The organism is Enterococcus sp. 3H8_DIV0648 (assembly GCF_002140655.1).
In the GTDB taxonomy this organism is placed as follows: Bacteria; Bacillota; Bacilli; order Lactobacillales; family Enterococcaceae; genus Enterococcus_A; species Enterococcus_A hulanensis.
On record NZ_NGLG01000001.1, the window covers coordinates 2,828,281 to 2,848,180 of the forward strand.

Below are 19,900 nucleotides of genomic sequence, written 5' to 3' on the forward strand. Positions count from 1 at the left end.
TAATTTCTAGTTTATATTTTAATTATATTTTTCAAGGAATGGCTGCTATTATTTTATCTCAAAATATGGCAAATTTAAAAATACACTGGCAAGCCTCCACCGCTCAAGTCACGTTAGTCATGAGTGCTATCGGACTGGGAAGAATTTTAAGTTTATATTTTTCTGGTTACATTTCAGATAAATTCGGACGAAAAAAAACAGTCTTAATTGCTATCGCTTCTTATATGATTTTCTTTTGCGGCATGCTTCTTAGTCCTAACTATAAATTAGCGTTTTTCTTAGCTATGTTTGGTGGTGTCAGCAATGCCTTTCTTGATACTAGTACCTATCCGACATTAGTTGAAGCTTATCCTGATGAACGGGTAAATAGTTCTTTAAGTGTTTTAAACAAAGCTTTTATCTCTCTTGGTCAATTTCTATTACCCTTTATTACACGTTATTTACTGCAACATGATCTATTTTTTGGGTGGCCGTTTATCCTATGTGCATTGTGCTTATTCGCTAATATGTTTTACTTGCTTTTTGCTCGCTTCCCGAAGTCAGCAACGCTCATAAAAAAGGATATGGACATTACAACAGCTCCTACGCCTAAAAATCGTGGAAAATTTAAAATAGACGGAATTGCATTATTGATTTTTTCTTTTGTTTCCGTCTCATTATTTAATATTTTTATTTTATGGATTCCTCAATATGCTGAAAGTATGCAGATTGTTTCTCATGAAAATAGTTTGATTTTCGTCAGCCTTTACAGCACGGGATCATTTATCTCAGTATTCTTTACTTCGGGTATAGTAAAAAAAGGGATCAATATTCCTAAGTTTATCAGTTTCTGTCTTTTGATCTCGGGGATATCGCTGCTCTTGATGCTAATTTATCCAAGTTTCGCTACAGTCATTGCAGCAGCTATCTGCATTGGAATTTTTGCCGCTGGCGGTATTTGGCAGTTGGGGTTAGCCTTGATGCTGGAACTGTTTCCTAAAAAGAAAGGCAAATGCACTAGTTATTATTCACTAGCAACTTCTGTCTCTATTATGGTTACACCCTACATTACAGGCATACTTAGTGAACAAGGTATCGCTTATGTTTTTTGGTTCGTTATTCTTTTAAACGTGATTGGGTTGATTGCTTCACTCGTTATCGTTCATCGCTACAATAAATTAGTAAAACGATTAGTCTTAAGCTAATCGTTTTATTTATTCGCTTTATTGATTTTATCAATATAAAGCATTAGTTTTCCATCGAATTAAATTCTAAAATGGGTATAATCAATTGTGATTTAATTCATAAGAAGAAAAAATAGAAAACGCTTTGATTGAGAATTGTTGAACAAATAAATTGAAAAGAGGAATTTACAAATGACTGAAAGACTTACTGGACACACTTTATTAATTAGCTTGATTGCAACACCCATCCGCCACAGCATGTCTCCTACAATGCATAACGAAGCTTTTGCTAAGTTAGGACTTGATTATGCCTATTTAGCATTTGAAGTTGGTAATAACGAGTTGAAAGATACGGTTCAAGGGATTCGTGCCTTGGGTATCCGTGGTTCAAATGTTTCAATGCCTAATAAACAGGCTATTATTCCTTATCTAGACGAAGTTTCTCCCGAGGCCTCTTTAATTGGTGCAGTTAACACTGTTACAAATATTGATGGCAAAGGACACTTGGTAGGGTACAATACAGATGGAATAGGTGCAATGGAGGCGCTAAAGGATGAGGGCGTCGAAGTGAAAGACCAAATCATTACCTTAACAGGTGCCGGCGGAGCTGGTACAGCTATCGCCATCCAAGCTGCTTTTGATGGCGCTAAAGAATTACGAATTTTCAATATTAATGACGCTGTTTTTGAAAATGCTAAAGACACGGCACGTAAAATCAACGAAAATACAGACTGTCGGGCAACTGTAACTGATCTAGCCGACCAAGAGAGTTTCAAAAAATCTATCGCAGAGAGTAGTATTTATATTGACGCGACTGGTGTCGGCATGAAACCATTGGAAGATATGAGCCTAATTACTGATCCATCTATGATTCGGTCAGACTTAGTTGTTTTTGATGTTGTTTACTCTCCTCGTGAAACAAAATTATTGAAATTCGCTAAAGAGCATGGTGCCAAAAAAGCGATCAATGGACTAGGTATGATGCTTTATCAAGGTGCTGCTGCATTTAAACTATTTACTGGAGAAGATATGCCCGTCAACTATATTAAGGATCTTCTATTTAAAGACTAGGAGGAATAGAATGAAAACAGTAACTGTTGACCACGTTAAAATCGGGGAAGGTCTCCCAAAAATTATCGTACCAATAGTAGGTAAAACTACAGAGGACCTGTTATCAGAAGCAGAAACAGTCCATGCATTAGATTGTGACTTAGTAGAGTGGCGGATAGACTTTTTTGAACTCGTTCACGAGCCGCAAGCCGTCGCTAAACTTTCACATAATCTGAAAGCAATTTTAGAAAAACCGCTGCTGATTACTTTCCGTACGAAAAAAGAGGGCGGCGTTTGTGAGCTTTCAGATGATGATTACTTTAACCTTTACAAAGTAATTATTTTGGAAGGTGATTTAGATTTATTAGATGTGGAGTTGTTCATGCCAGAAAAAAAAGTTACTGAAACAATCGACTTAGCACATCAAAATGGAATTAAAATTATCATGTGCAACCACGATTTTGATAAAACTCCAGAAAAAAATGAGATAATCACTCGCTTACGTTCTATGCAAGAAAAAGGAGCAGATATCTGTAAGATTGCAGTAATGCCGCAATCTTCTGCTGATGTATTAACCTTGTTAGACGCTACACGCGAAATGTATGAAGAGTATGCCAATGTCCCATTAATTACGATGTCAATGGGGGCGCTAGGTATGGTCAGTCGCATTTCTGGTCAAGTTTTCGGTTCTGCCGCTACTTTCGGTTCTGCCGGAACAGCTTCTGCACCAGGACAGGTTCCGGTTGTTGAATTACGTAAAATGTTAACGACGCTGAAGTTAAGCTAAATGATTTTATCTATACTAAAAAAACAGACAAGAATGTAGGACCTTCAGAAGTTAGATTTTGGATCTAACTTCTGGGGGCGGTACAAACTGTCTGTTTTTTTAGTATTACGGTTTTATCAAATAAATCAACCTGATCTTATGCTGTTTCGCTACTTACCTTCACTTACCTTCGCTATTTTTCCTTGCTCCACATAAACCATTAGTATACTGATATCTGCGGGATTCACGCCACTGATACGGCTGGCTTGAGCAATCGTTTCTGGTTGAATTTTTTGTAATTTTTGTTTTGCTTCTGTGGCTAGGCCGTTAATAGCTTCGTAGTCAATTCGTTCAGGAATACGTTTTGCTTCCATTCGTTTTAATTTTTCTACTTTTTCCATCGCTTTTTTGATATAGCCTTCATATTTAACTTGAATCTCTACTTGTTCTACTTCTTTTTCTGACAGCTCATCATTCGTAGGAATAAATTGCAACAATTCTTGATAATAAATCTCTGGACGTTTCAAAAAGTCGCTCGCTAAAACACCGTCCTTCAATTCTGCGCTATTTTTAGCCCGTAGGAAGCTTTGAACTTCTGCATTAGGTTTTATGCGAATAGACTGCAAACGAGCCATCTCCGCTTCAATATGCGCCTTCTTGATCAAATATGCTTGATAGTTCTCTTCTCCCACTAAGCCAATCTCATGTCCTATTTCTGTCAAACGTAAATCTGCATTATCGTGACGTAATATCAAGCGATATTCTGCTCTTGATGTCAATAGTCGATAAGGTTCATTGGTTCCTTTTGTAACCAAGTCATCAATCATAACCCCGATATATCCATCGCTGCGTTTCATAATAAAAGGTTCTTTGTCTTGAATCTTTAACGCTGCATTAATTCCCGCCATCAAACCTTGACCGGCAGCCTCTTCGTAGCCACTAGTTCCGTTCGTTTGGCCAGCTGTATAAAGATTTTCAATTACTTTTGTTTCAAGTGTTGGGCGTAATTGATGAGGAGCTACCATATCGTACTCGATGGCATAACCTGTTCGCATCATTTCCGCATTTTCCAAACCTTCAATTGAATGTAAAACCTCGTTTTGTACATCTTCTGGTAATGACGTTGATAAACCTTGAACATAGACTTCTTCTGTGTGCCGTCCCTCTGGTTCTAAGAAGAGTTGGTGGCGTTCTTTGTCAGCGAATCGGACAATCTTGTCTTCGATGGATGGACAATAACGGGCCCCTACTCCATCAACAATACCAGTAAACATCGGCGCACGATGTAGATTATTTTGAATGATCTCATGACTTTTTGGATTCGTGTAGGTCAGCCAACAAGGAATTTGTTCTTGCAAGTATTGGCTATCTGGTGTTTTATAACTAAAATGATTTGGTTTTTCATCACCAGGCTGAATTTCAGTTTTGCTATAGTCAATTGAGCCTGACTTCACTCGCGGCGGTGTTCCAGTTTTAAAACGGTGGATTTCCAAGCCTAACTCTTGTAAATGATCCGCTAATTTAATCGATGGTTGTGAATTATTAGGTCCTGATGAATATTTTAATTCTCCGATTATGATTTCGCCGCGCAATGCTGTGCCCGCAGTAATAATTACTGCTTTTGCTGAATAAACAGCTCCAGTCGAAGTTACAACTCCCTTGCAGACACCGTCTTCAACAACTAAACGATCAACGACTCCTTGCTTTAACGTTAGTTTTTCCTCTTTTTCGATTGTATGCTTCATTTCTTCCGCATAAGCATGTTTATCTGCTTGCGCTCTTAACGCTCTTACGGCAGGACCTTTACCTGTATTTAGCATCCGCATTTGTATATATGTTTTATCAATATTGCGTCCCATCTCACCGCCCAGTGCGTCGATCTCTCGTACGACAACACCTTTAGCTGGACCGCCAATAGACGGGTTACATGGCATGAACGCCACCATATCTAAATTGATTGTGATTAATAATGTCTTTTGACCCATGCGAGCCGTTGCTAGGGCTGCTTCAGAACCAGCATGTCCTGCACCAACAACGATTACATCATAATTTCCTGCTTGATATTCCATGTAGCAACTCCTTCTTTATTTTCCTAAACAAAATTGGCTGAATAATTGTGTAATCAGTTCATCTTGTACACTATCGCCAACAATTTCACCTAAATAGTCCCAACAACGAGTCATATCTATCTGAACTAAGTCCACTGGCATGCCTGCCATAATTCCATTGCGAACTTCATTCAATGATTGTCCTGCTTTTTCGAGCAATGCAATATGTCGAGTGTTTGATACATACGTTGCATCTTTTTCGCCTGTTTGACCTCCAAAGAAAAGTTTAGCAATTGCTTCTTCTAACTGATCCATACCGGCTTTTTCTAAAACAGAAATTGCAAAAACTTCATCTTCATTTAGATAGGTTGCGAGATTTTCACGCGACAATTGACTTGGCAAATCTGTTTTATTTAATAAAATAATCCGCTTTAATCCTTGCGTTGCTTCCAATAACTCTTTGTCTTCTGAAGTAAGAGGCTCACTTTGGTTCAATACCAATAAAATCAAATCAGCTTCACTTAAAGCTTTGCGACTGCGCTCCACACCAATCCGTTCCACTACATCATCTGTTTCTCGAATTCCTGCAGTGTCGATTAATTTTAATGGTACCCCACGGACATTCACATATTCTTCAATTACATCACGTGTTGTTCCAGCAATTTCTGTCACGATCGCTTTTTCTTCATGCAGCAAGTAATTCAATAAGCTTGATTTTCCAACATTAGGACGACCTATAATAGCCGTACTTAAACCTTCACGTAAGATTTTTCCTTGTTTGGCATTCAATAGCAATGCATCAATTTGCTGCCCCACTTGTTGCGCTTTTTCTAATAGTAATTGTGTGGTTAACTCTTCCACATCATCGTATTCCGGATAGTCGATATTTACTTCCACTTGCGCTAATGTTTCTAAAATTTCTTGACGCAACTGCCGAATCAAATGAGATAAGTTACCATCTAATTGGTTAATGGCAATATTCATTGCGCGATCCGTTTTCGCTCGAATCAAATCCATGACAGCTTCTGCTTGAGATAAATCTACTCGGCCGTTTAAAAAAGCTCTTTTAGTAAATTCTCCCGGCTCAGCTAAACGTGCTCCTGAACGTAAAATAAGCTGTAGTAATTGATTAACAACCACAATTCCGCCATGACAGTTTATTTCAACGATATCTTCGCGTGTAAATGTCTTCGGTGCCCGCATCACACTGACCATCACTTCATCGACCACTTGCTGATCAGCTGGGTCAATAATATGGCCATAATGAATCGTGTGTGTCGGTACATCTAACAAACACTTTTTCCCGCTGCTAAACACACGATCTGCTATTGTTACAGCCTGGTCGCCACTTAAGCGCACAATACTGATTGCTCCTTCACCTGGTGGGGTCGAAATTGCCGCAATCGTATCAAATTCTAAGGTGATCTCTGCCACTTTTTTTCCTCCTATTAATTAAGAACATAAAAAAAGTGCCTACTCCACCCCTTGTTAAAGGAGTAGATTGAGCACTTTGACTGCTTTTTCTACAAAATTCTGGTGTAAGATTAGCACATTTTTTTTGACAATTCAAGCATACGTGCTGAAATAACGTCACTTTCTCAAATTTTGATAAAGAAAAAGCTGTACCGAATTATTCGGCACAACTTTCTAGTTTAGAAATATTTTTTCGCTGGTTCCACAACCAGATAGCGATAAGGGTCTTCACCTTCAGAATGAGTTTTAATATACTCATCTTTGCTTAACGCTGAATGAATCATTTTTCGTTCGAAAGCTGGCATTGGTTCCAAAAAGACTGGTCGCCCTGTTTCTTTTACTTTCTCTGCAGTTCGCTGAGCTAAACGCGTTAAGACTTCTTCGCGTTTTTGACGATAATTACCAACATTCACCACTACTGACAGTTTTTCTTTTGCGACACGATGCAGAAAAACTTGTGCTAAATATTGTAGAGCATTCAATATCTTACCATGTTTACCAATCAGCATCCCTTGTTTGCTAGTTTCTAAATTCATGATAATTAGGCCGCTAGCTTCATGTTGAATCTTGACTAACGCTGGCACGCCCATATCATTAGTAACATTTGTCAGGTAGATTGCCAATTCTTTAGTTGCTTCTTCTTCATCCAATTCGTTCAATTGATTAGTTGAAGAAGCTTCTTTTAGTACCATTTCTTCTGTTTCTGCTTCACTTGAGGTATTTTGCTCTTTTGTTGTTACATCAGGAGTAACCACAGGTTCTTCAACCTTGATCGCTTCAATTGAAACACGAGCATCCTTTTTCCCCATTCCTAAGAAACCCTTTTTTGCATCTGCTAAAATTTCAATATCAACAGCTTCTTTCTTCAACCCTAAGGCTTGCAATCCTTTTGAAATTGCTTCATCGATTGTTGGTCCTTCATAAACAGGCATTTTCTAAACCTCCTTATTTATAATTAATGTAAATTATTTAACTTATAGCAATGAAACGAATTAAATCCACTAAATAGCTTTATTTTTTACGTTTCTTCTTCGGATGCTTAGCCTTCTCCAGAGCTCGTTCTCTTGCTCGAAGCTGACGAGCTGCTTCTTCTCGTTCTCGACGGATTTTAAATGGGTTATTAATTAATAATGTTTGAACTACTTGGAATGCATTGGAGATAACCCAGTACAAGGATAATCCACTTGCTAAGTTCAAAGCCATAACAAAAATCATAACTGGCATTGCAAAGTTCATAATTTTTAGTGAAGCATTGGACTCAAGTTGACTCATACTTGATAAATAGCTACTTGCAAAAGTAAAGACTGCCGCAAGAATCGGTAAAATAAAGTAAGGATCAGATTGACTCAAGTTTAACCATAGAAAATGACCGGATCGTAACTCTGGAATTCGTAAAATAGCTTGATACAAAGCCATCATTACAGGCATTTGCACTAGAAGCGGCAAGCAGCCTGCGTAAGGGCTCACATTATTTTCTGCATATAACTTTTTGGTTTCCTCTTGCAGCTTTTGTTGTGTTTCTTGATCACGAGAACTATATTTTTCTTGCAACGCCTTGATTTTCGGTTGCAATTCTTGTGTTTTACGCATGCTTTTGGTCTGGAAATGCATTAATGGCATCAAAATGATTCGGATAATAATCGTAAATAAAATGATACCTATCCCAACATTGCCAAAAGCTAAGCCTTTAATAGCTTGACCGAAGTAATAAACCACATAGCGATCCCATACACCAGTACTGTGTGCACTGACTTCTCCTGTTCCACAGGCTGATAATAAGAAGACGAGGCTCAGCAATCCCGTCATCAATAATATTTTTTTATATTTCTTCACCTAAATCTGTTTCCTTCCTAACTTAATATTTTGGCTAATTTTAAAACATGTATAAGATTCGAACGCATTTCATCATGAGATAAGTCTTTTGTGGTCGGACGTGCAATCACAATAAAATCTATTGCCGGCAACTCCAATTTTAACTCTTGCAAGATAGCACGGATCTGCCGTTTCACTCGATTTCGCGTTACAGCATTTCCAACTTTTTTACCGACTGACAAACCTACTCGAAAATGTTTTTGACCAGAAGGTTCTAGACGATATACTACGAATTTTCGATTCGCAAAAGAAACACCTTCTTGAAACACTTTTTGAAATTCTCGTTCTTTTTTGACCCGATATTTTTTCTTCATCTAGTTTCCTTCGTTTCTTTTAAATCTATACCTGACAATAATACCATACTTCAAAATAAGGATTCATCCTTATTTGTCAGAAAAATTCCTTAAGAATATCATTTTAGATACAAAAAAAACCACTGACCGGCAGTGGCTTAAGCAGCAAGTACTTTTCTTCCTTTACGACGACGGCTTGCTAATACGCGACGGCCGTTTTTAGTGCTCATGCGTTTACGGAATCCATGAACTTTTTGACGTTTACGTTTATTTGGTTGATAAGTTCTTTTCATTAAAATACACCTCCATAGCTAACATTACATAGACATACCCGAATATTATAACGACTCTCCCCCTACTTTGTCAATCATGAAATGAAAAAGACCAGGCAAGATACCCAGTTTTTCGAATACAAATTGATCAAATGTTAAACGTCTTATTATCGAATCAACAATTTTTTCAAAAAGAAGAGCATCAAAATTGGGCGATTGTCTCAAAATATGGAAGAAATTTTTTATCCACAAAAACTGGGGATAAATCTCTTTTTCCTGTGCAAAACATTTTAGCGAAAAAAAGTTGGATAGATTTTCCAAAAGTTTTTCCCACAAAAATTTAGCACTTGGAAAACTTGTCCACATGGTGGATAAGTTTTGTGCATAACTATCTTCCGTATTTATCTATCAAGGTGCTTTTTTGCTTAGTTTTGTGAATTTGTTAGTGGAAAAAGCAAGGTTTCCACAATTTTTCTACAAGCTGTGAATATATTTTTACGCCTATCTGAATATCTTTTTGTATTTTTATACATTTTGTGGAAAACCAAGAATTTAACTATATTTATTTCTGGTTGTGGAAAACTTTTATAAAAAATGATAAAGTAAGTCTATCTGAATTTTATTAATTAGGAGGCGACTTATTTGACCTCATTGGACAATTTCTGGCAGGAATTGAAGGACAGCTATAAAAATGACCTCAATCCTGCCAGTTATGATGCTTGGGTAGGGACAGCTAAACCCTTAACTTTATCAAATAATCAATTAACTATAGAAGTTACAAGTGATTTACATAAACGTTATTGGGAGAAACATTTAGCCGCAAAAATCGTAGAAATCGGTTTTAAAGTAACCGGAGACGAGATAATGCCATTATTTGTGACTCCAGATGAAGCACCACCTGTCAGCATCGTGGAAAAAGAGGAAACACCAAAATTAGATACAACGAAACGTGCGATGCTCAATCCTAAATACACATTTGATACCTTTGTAATTGGTAAAGGGAACCAGATGGCGCACGCTGCTGCATTAGTTGTTGCTGAAGAACCCGGATCAATTTATAACCCACTTTTTTTCTACGGTGGTGTTGGTCTAGGGAAAACGCACTTGATGCATGCTATTGGCCACCAAATGTTAGCGATCAATCCCAAAGCAAAAGTAAAATATGTTTCTAGCGAGACTTTTGCTAATGATTTCATCAATTCGATTAAAAACAAAACATCGGAAGAATTCAGACAAGAATATCGGAAAGTGGATTTGCTATTAGTTGACGATATTCAATTTTTTGCAGACAAAGAAGCAACTCAAGAGGAATTTTTCCATACTTTTGAAAACTTGTATAACGATAATAAACAGATCGTATTAACTAGTGACCGTCTTCCTAATGAAATTCCTAAACTGCAAGAACGCTTAGTTTCCCGTTTTGCTTGGGGGCTGTCAGTTGATATCACTCCACCGGATTTAGAAACTCGAACAGCTATTTTACGGAAAAAGGCGCAAGCAGAAAATCTTGAGATTCCGGATGATACGTTAAGTTATATTGCGGGACAAATTGATTCAAATATCCGTGAACTTGAAGGTGCTTTGGTACGTGTTCAAGCATTCGCTACAATGAATAGTGCCGATATTACTACCAGTATCGCCGCAGATGCTTTAAAGAGTTTAAAAGGAACTAGCAATGCGCAACTTTCTATCAGTAAAATTCAAGATGAAGTCGCAAAATTCTATCATATTCAAGTAAAAGATTTAAAAGGGAAGAAGCGTGTCAAAGCAATAGTTGTTCCACGCCAAATTGCTATGTACCTATCCCGTGAGATGACGGAAAGCTCCTTACCAAAAATTGGGGCTGAGTTTGGTGGGAAAGATCATACAACTGTTATTCACGCACACGAAAAAATTAGCCAATTAATGAAAAATGATAGCAGTATTCAACAAGAAATTGCAGAAATCAAAAACTTGTTACTTGGATAGCCTGTGGAAATAATGAAAAGAAAAGGTTTATTTATCCACACCTTTTCCACAAGCAATAAGATGATGGCATCAGTCTTTTGTTTCAGTTTTCCACATGATTAACAAGACCTACTACTTTTATTACTTAATTATCTTAAATAAATAAAAGAAATACCTGCGGCTTTCAATGCAACTTAAAAACAAAGCTCATAATATCTGTGATGAGTATCTATTTAAATTAATACGTGACTTGAAAATAAATAAATTAATTGAAAAGGAGTTCCATCATGAAATTTACAATTAATCGTTCTCGCTTCATTCAAGAATTACAAACTGTTCAACGTGCTATTTCAACTAAAACAACTATTCCAATCTTAACTGGGGTAAAAATCGAGTTAAGCAATGAAGGGCTGAACTTGACAGGAAGCAATGCAGATATCTCAATTGAAACTTTTTTAGCCGCTGACGATGAAAAAGCGGAATTACAAATCACAGATTTAGGAACAATTGTTTTGCAGGCTCGTTTTTTTAGTGAAATCATTCGCCGCTTACCAGAAACAACCTTTACATTGGAAGTGCAAGAAAATTACCAAGTGTTGATTACATCTGGTGCAGCTCATTTTACGGTCAATGGATTAGATGCAGACAATTATCCACATCTACCTGTCGTAGAAGAACAAAATCAATTAAAATTACCTGTCCACATGTTGACAAAATTAATTGGAGAAACTGTTTTTTCTGTCTCACAACACGAAAGTCGTCCAATTTTAACAGGGGTTCACTTAACAATGTCGGGTAGCCAGTTATTAGCTGTTGCTACTGACTCTCATCGATTGAGTCAACGAATTGTACCTGTGGAAAATGCAAATAAAGATTTTGATATCGTTATTCCAGGTAAAAGTTTAGTTGAACTTTCTCGCTCATTAACAGATGAAGAAGCAGAAGTTGAAATAAGCATTATGGAAAACCAAGTTCTATTCAAAACACCATCTATGTATTTCTATTCTCGTTTACTTGAAGGAAATTATCCTGATACTAACCGTTTAATTCCAACAAGCTTCAATACAGAGATCACTTTTTCTGTACCAACATTCTTAGCAGCGATCGAACGTGCTTCCTTACTTTCTCATGAAGGCCGTAATAATATTGTTCGTTTAGCTATTGCAGATAATTCAGTTATTCTTTACGGAAACTCACCTGAAATAGGTAAAGTTGAAGAAGAATTAGCTTATGAAAAAGTCAGCGGTGATCCGCTGGAAATTTCATTTAATCCTGATTATATGAAAGATGCTTTGCGCGCTTTTGGTGACATGAGTATCAAGATCCAATTTATTTCAGCGATTCGTCCGTTTACTCTAGAACCAAGTGAAGGGGAAGTATCCTTTATTCAATTGATTACACCAGTGCGGACAAACTAAGAAATCAGTCGAGTTTCACAAGTTTTTTGAAAAATATGAAAAAAATGTGTAAAAACCGCAATTCCGGTAAAAGGTCTTAAAATCGATTTTAAGACCTTTTACTTTTTTTTGAGTGAAATAATTAAAACAGCTTAAAACTGCTTAAAACGAAAAATACAACGAATCAATTTGTTTTATCGATTAAAAAAGGGTATAATAAAATGGTGTTTCTAGCATGAAAATGAGGGATGAATGTGAAACAAAAAATTTTTTTAGAAACAGAGTTCATGACACTTGGTCAGTTATTGAAAGAGATCAATTTGATCTCTAGCGGAGGACAAGCTAAGTGGTTTCTAGCAGAAGAAACAGTATTTGTAGATGGCGAGTTGGAAAATCGCCGCGGCCGAAAGCTCTATCCGGGAATGATGATCGAGATTCCTGAGGTAGGAACTTTTTTTATGGTCAAAAATAAGGAAGAACAAGATGCGGCTGAATAAGCTTGAGTTAAGAAATTACAGAAACTATCAAGAACTTGTCTTGGAATTTCCCAACCGTTTGAATATTTTTCTAGGAGAGAATGCTCAAGGAAAAACCAATCTTTTAGAAAGTATTTACGTTTTAGCCTTAACTCGCAGTCACCGGACCAGCAGCGAACAAGAGTTAATCGGCTGGCAGGATGATTTTGCTCAAATTAAAGGGCGGATTGACCGGGGGACTAGTGAGTTGGAATTAGAGCTATTGCTAACCAAAAAAGGTCGTAAATCTAAAGTTAATCATATCGAGCAGAAAAAATTGAGCAGTTACATAGGTCAATTAAATGTCATTTTATTTGCACCAGAAGATCTTTCGTTAGTGAAAGGTAGTCCGCAGATCAGACGACGATTCATTGATATGGAATTAGGTCAGATTAATCCAGTCTATCTTTATGATTTAGCTCAGTATCAGCAAACTCTAAAGCAGCGGAATCTTTATTTGAAGCAATTATCTGAAAAGAAGCAGACAGATGAAATATATCTGGATATTCTGACAGAACAGCTAGTAGATTTTGGCAGCAAAGTTTTAGCGAACCGTCTGCAATTTGTTAAAAAATTAGAATATTGGTCGAATGACCTTCATGGCAAGATTACGAACCAAAAAGAAGAATTGGCGATCGAATATGAAGCTAGTATTTCGTTAAAAAGTGAAAATGTCGAAGAAATACGTACGGGTTTTCTAAATGAGCTGCAGAAAAACCGCAAACGGGAGATTTTCAAAGGAAATACTTTTTTAGGACCTCATCGAGATGACTTGATATTTAAGGTTAATCAACAAAATGTGCAGACTTATGGATCACAAGGCCAACAGCGCACTACAGCATTAAGTGTCAAATTAGCTGAAATCGATTTGATGAAAGAAGAAACAGGAGAATATCCGATTTTACTATTAGATGACGTCATGAGCGAACTTGATGACAATCGCCAGATTCATTTATTGGAGACTATCGAAAACAAAGTACAGACGTTTTTGACAACGACGACATTGAATCATGTTAAAGGGAAAATGACGGTTCATCCGGATATTTTTTATGTCCATCAAGGACAGATAGAAAGGAAAGAAACGTAAATGACAGAAGAGGAAAAGAGTTTACTAGAACGTGCTCAAGAGTACGATGCCAGTCAGATCCAGGTGTTAGAGGGGTTAGAAGCCGTTCGGAAACGCCCAGGAATGTACATCGGTTCAACAAGCACGGAAGGATTACATCACCTTGTATGGGAAATTGTGGATAATTCTATTGACGAAGCGTTAGCAGGATTTGCCTCACATATTCACGTGGTGATTGAAGAAGATAACAGCATTACTGTCAGTGATGACGGTCGTGGTATTCCAGTAGATATTCAAGCTAAAACTGGACGTCCAGCGGTTGAAACAGTTTATACTATTCTACACGCGGGCGGAAAATTTGGCGGCGGCGGATACAAAGTATCTGGTGGTCTTCACGGTGTGGGGGCTTCCGTTGTTAACGCCTTGTCAAAGACCTTAGATGTTCGTGTTTTCAAAAATGGTAAAATCTATTTCCAAGAATACCGTCGCGGCGCGGTCGTAGACGACTTAAAAGTGATTGGTGAAACAGAAAAACATGGGACAACTGTCCATTTTGTACCAGACACGGAGATTTTCACAGAATCAACAGTTTTCAATTTTGATAAGTTAGCGACTCGTGTACGAGAATTAGCCTTCTTAAACCGAGGCTTAAAAATTTCGATTGAAGATAAACGTGAAGAAAATCCTGTTTTACGTGAGTATCATTACGAAGGCGGGATCAAAAGTTATGTTGAACACTTAAATCATAGTAAAGCGGTCATCTTTGACGAACCTGTTTATGTAGAAGGCGAGCAGCAAGATATTACGGTTGAAGTTGCTATGCAGTATACAGATGGTTATCATACCAATATTTTAAGTTTTGCGAATAATATCCATACTTATGAAGGTGGTACCCATGAATTTGGGTTCAAAACTGCTTTGACGCGGGTGATTAATGATTATGCTCGTAAGCAAAAAATCATGAAAGATAATGATGAAAATCTTTCCGGTGAGGATGTACGTGAAGGTTTAACCGCAGTTATTTCGATTAAACATCCGGAACCACAGTTTGAAGGACAAACAAAAACAAAACTTGGAAATTCTGAAGTTCGAACGGTTACAGACCGGTTGTTTTCAGAGAATTTCTTGAAGTTCTTGATGGAAAACCCATCAGTTGGGCGTCGGATCGTTGAAAAAGGATTGCTGGCTGCTAAAGCACGATTAGCTGCTAAACGTGCTCGTGAAGTAACGCGTCGTAAAGGTGCGTTAGAGATCAGTAATTTACCAGGTAAATTAGCCGATTGCTCAAGTAATGATCCGGAAAAATGCGAATTGTTTATCGTCGAAGGAGATTCTGCCGGCGGTTCAGCAAAACAAGGGCGCAGTCGAGAGTTCCAAGCAATTTTGCCGATCCGCGGGAAAATTTTGAACGTCGAAAAAGCATCGATGGATAAAATTTTAGCTAACGAAGAAATCCGTTCATTGTTTACAGCAATGGGAACTGGTTTTGGTGCAGATTTTGATGTGTCAAAAGCTCGCTATCATAAATTAGTGATTATGACGGATGCCGATGTCGATGGCGCTCATATTCGAACATTGCTACTAACTTTATTCTATCGTTACATGCGTCCAATTGTGGAAGCTGGATATGTTTATATCGCGCAACCGCCATTGTACGGGATAAAACAAGGAAAGAACATTACTTATATCCAACCAGGTAAGAACGCTGAAGAAGAATTAGCACAAAAAATGTCTGAATTACCTGCGACACCAAAACCAAACGTTCAACGTTACAAAGGTTTAGGTGAAATGGATGATCATCAATTGTGGGAAACTACGATGGACCCAGACAATCGTTTGATGTTAAGAGTCAGTGTCGATGACGCGATCGAAGCCGATCAAGTTTTTGAAATGCTGATGGGTGATCGAGTAGAACCACGCCGCGCGTTTATTGAAGAAAATGCGCACTATGTTAAAAACTTGGATATTTAGTGAGGATGTCAGTTTCTCTTACTCGTTTACGTTTTTAGAGAAATGATATACGTGGCGAGAAACAGACTCATTTTTCGGTTTTTGAAAAATGAATACATTAATACGAGATAGGAGGATCAATTTGGAAGATCGAAGAGAGAATATACATGACGTCAATCTAACCAGTGAAATGCGAGAATCCTTCATTGATTATGCAATGAGCGTTATTGTGGCACGTGCTTTACCAGATGTACGAGACGGATTGAAGCCTGTTCACCGTCGAATTTTATATGGAATGAATGAATTAGGAGTTACTCCAGATAAACCACATAAAAAATCGGCACGTATCGTTGGGGATGTAATGGGTAAGTATCACCCCCACGGTGACAGTGCAATTTATGAATCAATGGTGCGGATGGCTCAATCATTCAGCTATCGCAACATGTTAGTAGATGGTCACGGGAACTTTGGTTCTGTCGATGGCGATGGAGCTGCGGCGATGCGTTATACCGAGGCTCGCTTAAGTAAGATCGCTATGGAAATGTTACGGGATATCAATAAAGATACCGTTGATTTTCAAGGAAACTATGATGACAGTGAATCAGAACCAGTAGTATTGCCAGCACGTTTTCCGAATTTATTAGTTAATGGGGCAACGGGTATCGCAGTTGGGATGGCCACTAATATCCCGCCTCATAACTTAAGAGAAGTGACAGCTGGAATTGAACTGTTAATGGAAAATCCTGAGGCGACAACTCAAGATTTAATGGAGTGCATCCCAGGTCCAGATTTCCCAACGGGCGGTTTAGTCATGGGGAAATCAGGTATCCGTCGGGCATATGAGACAGGTAAAGGTTCAATCACTGTTCGTGCGAAAATCGAAATTGAAGAGCAAAAGAACGGTAAAGAACGTATCCTCGTCAGTGAATTGCCATACATGGTCAACAAAGCAAAATTGATCGAACGTATTTCTGAATTGCATAGAGATAAAAGAATCGAGGGTATCACGGATCTGCGAGATGAATCTTCTCGTGAAGGTATGCGAATTGTTATAGAAGTTCGCCGCGATGTCAGTGCCTCAGTCATTTTGAACAATTTATACAAAATGACATCCTTGCAAACTTCGTTTAGTTTCAATATGCTGGCGATTGAAAATGGTGTTCCTAAAATTTTAAACTTGAAGCAAATACTGGAAAACTATATTGAGCACCAGAAAATAGTTATTACTCGTCGAACAGTCTTTGATAAGAAAAAAGCTGAAGCACGTGCGCATATCTTAGAAGGTTTACGTATTGCTTTGGATCATATTGATGAGATTATTGCAACGATCCGAAATTCGGCTTCTGATGATATCGCAAAAGCTACATTGATCGAACGATTTGAATTATCTGATCGTCAAGCGCAAGCAATCTTAGATATGCGTCTGCGCCGTTTAACAGGCTTAGAGCGTGAGAAAATCGAGAATGAATACCAAGAGCTGTTGAAGACGATCAGTGACTTAGAAGACATTCTAGCGCGTCCTGAGCGTGTAGAAGAAATCATTCGGGCTGAGTTAGCAGAAGTTGCCGGAAAATTCGGTGATGATCGCCGAACAGAATTATTAATCGGTGAAGTATTAAGTCTTGAAGATGAGGACTTGATTGAAGAAGAAGATATCGTTATTACTCTAACAAATAATGGTTATATTAAACGAGTTGCCTCAACCGAATTCCGCGCACAACGTCGTGGCGGCCGCGGTGTTCAAGGTATGGGTATTCACGATGATGATTTCGTGAAAAACTTAATCTCTTGTTCGACTCATGATACACTGCTGTTCTTTACTAACAGCGGCCGAGTCTATCGAGCAAAAGGTTACGAAGTACCGGAATATGGTCGGACAGCCAAAGGGATTCCAATTATTAACTTGCTGGGGATTGACTCAAATGAAACGATCCAAGCTGTAATTTCAGTTAATGGACAGGCAGAAGATGGACATTTCCTATTCTTCGTTACGAAAAAAGGGACGGTTAAACGAACGACTGTTACAGCCTTTTCAAACATTCGTGCTAATGGTTTGATTGCAATCGGACTTCGCGAAGGCGATGAATTAGTTAACGTCATGTCAACGGAAGGCGACGAAACGATTATTATCGGTACTCACAATGGCTACTCGGTAACGTTTAAAGAAGAAGCTGTTCGTGATATGGGTCGTACAGCAAGCGGTGTTCGCGGAATTCGCTTGCGCGAAGAAGATTACGTTATCGGATCAGCTGTATTAAAAGAAGATCAAGAAGTTTTAGTCATTACCGAAAAAGGTTACGGTAAACGTACAAGAGCCACTGAGTACCCAATCAAAGGTCGGGGTGGTAAAGGTATCAAGACGGCTAATATCAAAGATAAGAACGGACCATTAGCTGGTTTGACTACTGTTGACGGCGACGAAGACATTCTATTGATTACAAACAAAGGTGTTATTATCCGTTTCAATGTTGGTGGAGTTTCACAAACAGGACGCGCTACCTTAGGTGTTCGACTAATGAAAATGGAAGAAAACACAAAAGTCGTGACAATGGCGATTGTTGATAAAGAAGTCGAAGATGCTGAAACAATTGAGACTGATGAAGTCGCTGAAGAAAAACCAAATGATACTGAAGAATAAAAAGTTTTGAAGGCTGGGAGCAATCCCAGTCTTTTTTCGTAACTTAGAGTAAAGAAACATTTGATTTTTGTAGGACGATTATGTATAATGAATATTTGTGAGTAGTCTATATATTTTTAGATCGCTCTCCTTGCTCTTAAAAAAGTTAAGAGCCTTATAGTCCATAGGGCTGTCTCTTATACACATCTAGATGTGTATAAGAGACAGGTAGTCTATATATTTTTAGATCGCTCTCCTTGCTCTTAAAAAAGTTAAGAGCCTTATAGTCCATAGGGAGGTGAAAATCAATGAGTCAAAACACGAAGTATGAAATCACATACATCATTCGTCCGAACATTGATGAAGAAGCAAAAACTGCTTTAGTAGAACGTTTCGATACAATCTTGAAAGATAATGGAGCAGAAATTATCGATTCAAAAGATTGGGAAAAACGCCGTTTCGCTTACGAAATGAACGGATTCCGTGAAGGCATCTACCATATCGTCAATGCAACTGCGCCAACAACAGCTAGCGCAGTTAACGAATTCGATCGTCTTGCAAAAATCAACGACGATATTATTCGTCACATGATTGTTAAGATTGAAGAATAATTGTTTCACGTGAAACAATTGACGAGAAGGGAGCTGGCTTTACTTTGATTAATAATGTTGTACTAGTTGGTCGTTTAACAAAAGATCCTGATTTACGTTACACCGCAAATGGTACTGGTGTTGCAACGTTTACCTTGGCAGTGAATCGTAATTTTACGAATCAAAGCGGAAATCGCGAAGCAGACTTTATCAACTGTGTGATTTGGCGGAAATCAGCTGAGTCTTTAGCTAATTATGCACGTAAGGGAACTCTTTTAGGTGTGACTGGCCGTATCCAAACAAGAAATTATGAAAATCAGCAAGGACAACGTGTCTATGTGACAGAAGTTGTTGCTGAAAACTTCCAATTATTGGAATCTCGCACTGCGAGTGAGCAACGTCAACAGAACCCAGGTTCTACTGATAGCTTCCAAGGTAGCGGGGGGAATAATTTTAACAACAGTAATAATCAGTCCTCTCAGTCAGCAAAGAACACTATGCCTGACTTCGATCGAGATTCAGATCCATTTAGTGGGTCCTCAATCGACATTTCAGATGATGATTTACCATTCTAACAATTGAATAGGAGGGAAACGGAATGGCACAACAAAGAAGAGGTCGCAAACGTCGTAAAGTTGACTATATTGCTGCTAATCATATCGAATACATCGATTATAAAGATATCGAATTATTGAAACGTTTCATCAGCGAACGTGGTAAAATTTTACCTCGTCGTGTAACTGGAACAAGCGCTAAAAACCAACGTAAATTAACGATCGCTATCAAACGCGCACGTATTATGGGCTTATTAGCATTCGTTTCTGAAGAATAAAATGTAATTTTAAAAGAGACTTCATTTTTGAAGTCTCTTTTTTTTGTTT

General features: G+C 38.0%; 18 protein-coding genes. 12 read left to right on the forward strand and 6 right to left on the reverse strand.

Features of this window, described 5'->3' with window-relative positions:
- Nucleotides 1-2 precede the first annotated feature (2 nt).
- The 3 genes from A5875_RS13020 to aroD all read left to right on the forward strand — a co-directional run bounded on the left by A5875_RS13020 (nucleotide 3) and on the right by aroD (nucleotide 3,000).
- Nucleotides 3-1,184 (forward strand): MFS transporter, encoded by a 1,182-nt coding sequence (locus A5875_RS13020; protein ID WP_254911872.1) that lies wholly within the window; start codon nucleotides 3-5, stop codon nucleotides 1,182-1,184.
- Nucleotides 1,185-1,355: 171 nt separating this feature from the next.
- The gene (locus A5875_RS13025; RefSeq protein ID WP_088933990.1) at nucleotides 1,356-2,234 is read left to right on the forward strand and encodes a shikimate dehydrogenase; all 879 of its coding nucleotides are present in this window, start codon (nucleotides 1,356-1,358) and stop codon (nucleotides 2,232-2,234) included.
- A 10-nt stretch (nucleotides 2,235-2,244) separates the two neighbouring features.
- The gene (gene aroD / locus A5875_RS13030) at nucleotides 2,245-3,000 is read left to right on the forward strand and encodes a type I 3-dehydroquinate dehydratase (protein WP_088933991.1); all 756 of its coding nucleotides are present in this window, start codon (nucleotides 2,245-2,247) and stop codon (nucleotides 2,998-3,000) included.
- A gap of 149 nt (nucleotides 3,001-3,149) precedes the next feature.
- On the opposite strand, the gene mnmG is transcribed toward aroD, so the two are convergent.
- The 6 genes from mnmG to rpmH form a co-directional block, all read right to left on the reverse strand.
- Nucleotides 3,150-5,048, reverse strand: coding sequence for a tRNA uridine-5-carboxymethylaminomethyl(34) synthesis enzyme MnmG (gene mnmG / locus A5875_RS13035; protein ID WP_088933992.1), 1,899 nt, complete (start codon nucleotides 5,046-5,048; stop codon nucleotides 3,150-3,152).
- 15 nt (nucleotides 5,049-5,063) lie between these two features.
- Complete coding sequence (gene mnmE, locus A5875_RS13040) at nucleotides 5,064-6,461, reverse strand: tRNA uridine-5-carboxymethylaminomethyl(34) synthesis GTPase MnmE (protein WP_088933993.1); 1,398 nt, start codon at nucleotides 6,459-6,461, stop codon at nucleotides 5,064-5,066.
- 218 nt (nucleotides 6,462-6,679) lie between these two features.
- A complete protein-coding gene (gene jag / locus A5875_RS13045) occupies nucleotides 6,680-7,432 on the reverse strand; it encodes an RNA-binding cell elongation regulator Jag/EloR (RefSeq protein ID WP_088933994.1) in 753 nt (250 codons plus the stop codon).
- A 79-nt stretch (nucleotides 7,433-7,511) separates the two neighbouring features.
- On the reverse strand, nucleotides 7,512-8,333 hold the full coding sequence (locus A5875_RS13050; protein ID WP_088933995.1) for a YidC/Oxa1 family membrane protein insertase: 822 nt from the start codon (nucleotides 8,331-8,333) through the stop codon (nucleotides 7,512-7,514).
- A gap of 17 nt (nucleotides 8,334-8,350) precedes the next feature.
- Nucleotides 8,351-8,686: a ribonuclease P protein component gene (rnpA, locus tag A5875_RS13055; protein WP_088933996.1), complete on the reverse strand. Its 336-nt coding sequence runs from the start codon at nucleotides 8,684-8,686 to the stop codon at nucleotides 8,351-8,353.
- Nucleotides 8,687-8,823: 137 nt separating this feature from the next.
- Nucleotides 8,824-8,958: a 50S ribosomal protein L34 gene (gene rpmH, locus A5875_RS13060; protein WP_006703104.1), complete on the reverse strand. Its 135-nt coding sequence runs from the start codon at nucleotides 8,956-8,958 to the stop codon at nucleotides 8,824-8,826.
- Nucleotides 8,959-9,579: 621 nt separating this feature from the next.
- Here rpmH and dnaA point away from each other — a divergent pair.
- From dnaA to rpsR, 9 genes are all read left to right on the forward strand, one after another.
- Nucleotides 9,580-10,905 carry a chromosomal replication initiator protein DnaA gene (dnaA, locus tag A5875_RS13070; protein WP_088933998.1) on the forward strand — a complete coding sequence of 442 codons (1,326 nt, stop codon included), beginning with the start codon at nucleotides 9,580-9,582 and terminating at the stop codon, nucleotides 10,903-10,905.
- Between the two features lie 266 nt (nucleotides 10,906-11,171).
- Entirely contained in the window at nucleotides 11,172-12,302 is a 1,131-nt protein-coding gene (gene dnaN / locus A5875_RS13075; protein WP_088933999.1) for a DNA polymerase III subunit beta, read from the forward strand.
- A gap of 233 nt (nucleotides 12,303-12,535) precedes the next feature.
- On the forward strand, nucleotides 12,536-12,778 hold the full coding sequence (gene yaaA / locus A5875_RS13080; protein ID WP_010747417.1) for a S4 domain-containing protein YaaA: 243 nt from the start codon (nucleotides 12,536-12,538) through the stop codon (nucleotides 12,776-12,778).
- Nucleotides 12,765-13,883, forward strand: a complete 1,119-nt coding sequence (gene recF / locus A5875_RS13085; protein ID WP_088934000.1) for a DNA replication/repair protein RecF — start codon at nucleotides 12,765-12,767, stop codon at nucleotides 13,881-13,883. The genes yaaA and recF overlap by 14 nt, the downstream gene beginning before the upstream one ends.
- The gene (gene gyrB / locus A5875_RS13090) at nucleotides 13,884-15,833 is read left to right on the forward strand and encodes a DNA topoisomerase (ATP-hydrolyzing) subunit B (protein WP_088934001.1); all 1,950 of its coding nucleotides are present in this window, start codon (nucleotides 13,884-13,886) and stop codon (nucleotides 15,831-15,833) included.
- 88 nt (nucleotides 15,834-15,921) lie between these two features.
- The gene (gene gyrA / locus A5875_RS13095; protein WP_088934002.1) at nucleotides 15,922-18,450 is read left to right on the forward strand and encodes a DNA gyrase subunit A; all 2,529 of its coding nucleotides are present in this window, start codon (nucleotides 15,922-15,924) and stop codon (nucleotides 18,448-18,450) included.
- Between the two features lie 287 nt (nucleotides 18,451-18,737).
- Nucleotides 18,738-19,040 (forward strand): 30S ribosomal protein S6, encoded by a 303-nt coding sequence (gene rpsF, locus A5875_RS13100; protein WP_010742561.1) that lies wholly within the window; start codon nucleotides 18,738-18,740, stop codon nucleotides 19,038-19,040.
- A gap of 44 nt (nucleotides 19,041-19,084) precedes the next feature.
- Nucleotides 19,085-19,594: a single-stranded DNA-binding protein gene (gene ssb / locus A5875_RS13105; RefSeq protein ID WP_088934003.1), complete on the forward strand. Its 510-nt coding sequence runs from the start codon at nucleotides 19,085-19,087 to the stop codon at nucleotides 19,592-19,594.
- Nucleotides 19,595-19,617: 23 nt separating this feature from the next.
- Nucleotides 19,618-19,851: a 30S ribosomal protein S18 gene (gene rpsR, locus A5875_RS13110; protein WP_010742563.1), complete on the forward strand. Its 234-nt coding sequence runs from the start codon at nucleotides 19,618-19,620 to the stop codon at nucleotides 19,849-19,851.
- Nucleotides 19,852-19,900: the final 49 nt, after the last annotated feature.

Coding starts and splice junctions, on each gene's coding strand:
- dnaN (WP_088933999.1), top strand. CDS start 11,172: ATGAAATTTACAATTAATCGTTCTCGCTTCATTCAAGAATTACAAACT.
- jag (WP_088933994.1), bottom strand. CDS start 7,432: ATGCCTGTTTATGAAGGACCAACAATCGATGAAGCAATTTCAAAAGGA.
- gyrB (WP_088934001.1), top strand. CDS start 13,884: ATGACAGAAGAGGAAAAGAGTTTACTAGAACGTGCTCAAGAGTACGAT.
- rpsR (WP_010742563.1), top strand. CDS start 19,618: ATGGCACAACAAAGAAGAGGTCGCAAACGTCGTAAAGTTGACTATATT.
- A5875_RS13025 (WP_088933990.1), top strand. CDS start 1,356: ATGACTGAAAGACTTACTGGACACACTTTATTAATTAGCTTGATTGCA.
- recF (WP_088934000.1), top strand. CDS start 12,765: ATGCGGCTGAATAAGCTTGAGTTAAGAAATTACAGAAACTATCAAGAA.
- rpsF (WP_010742561.1), top strand. CDS start 18,738: ATGAGTCAAAACACGAAGTATGAAATCACATACATCATTCGTCCGAAC.
- gyrA (WP_088934002.1), top strand. CDS start 15,922: ATGAATACATTAATACGAGATAGGAGGATCAATTTGGAAGATCGAAGA.
- aroD (WP_088933991.1), top strand. CDS start 2,245: ATGAAAACAGTAACTGTTGACCACGTTAAAATCGGGGAAGGTCTCCCA.
- rnpA (WP_088933996.1), bottom strand. CDS start 8,686: ATGAAGAAAAAATATCGGGTCAAAAAAGAACGAGAATTTCAAAAAGTG.
- mnmG (WP_088933992.1), bottom strand. CDS start 5,048: ATGGAATATCAAGCAGGAAATTATGATGTAATCGTTGTTGGTGCAGGA.
- rpmH (WP_006703104.1), bottom strand. CDS start 8,958: ATGAAAAGAACTTATCAACCAAATAAACGTAAACGTCAAAAAGTTCAT.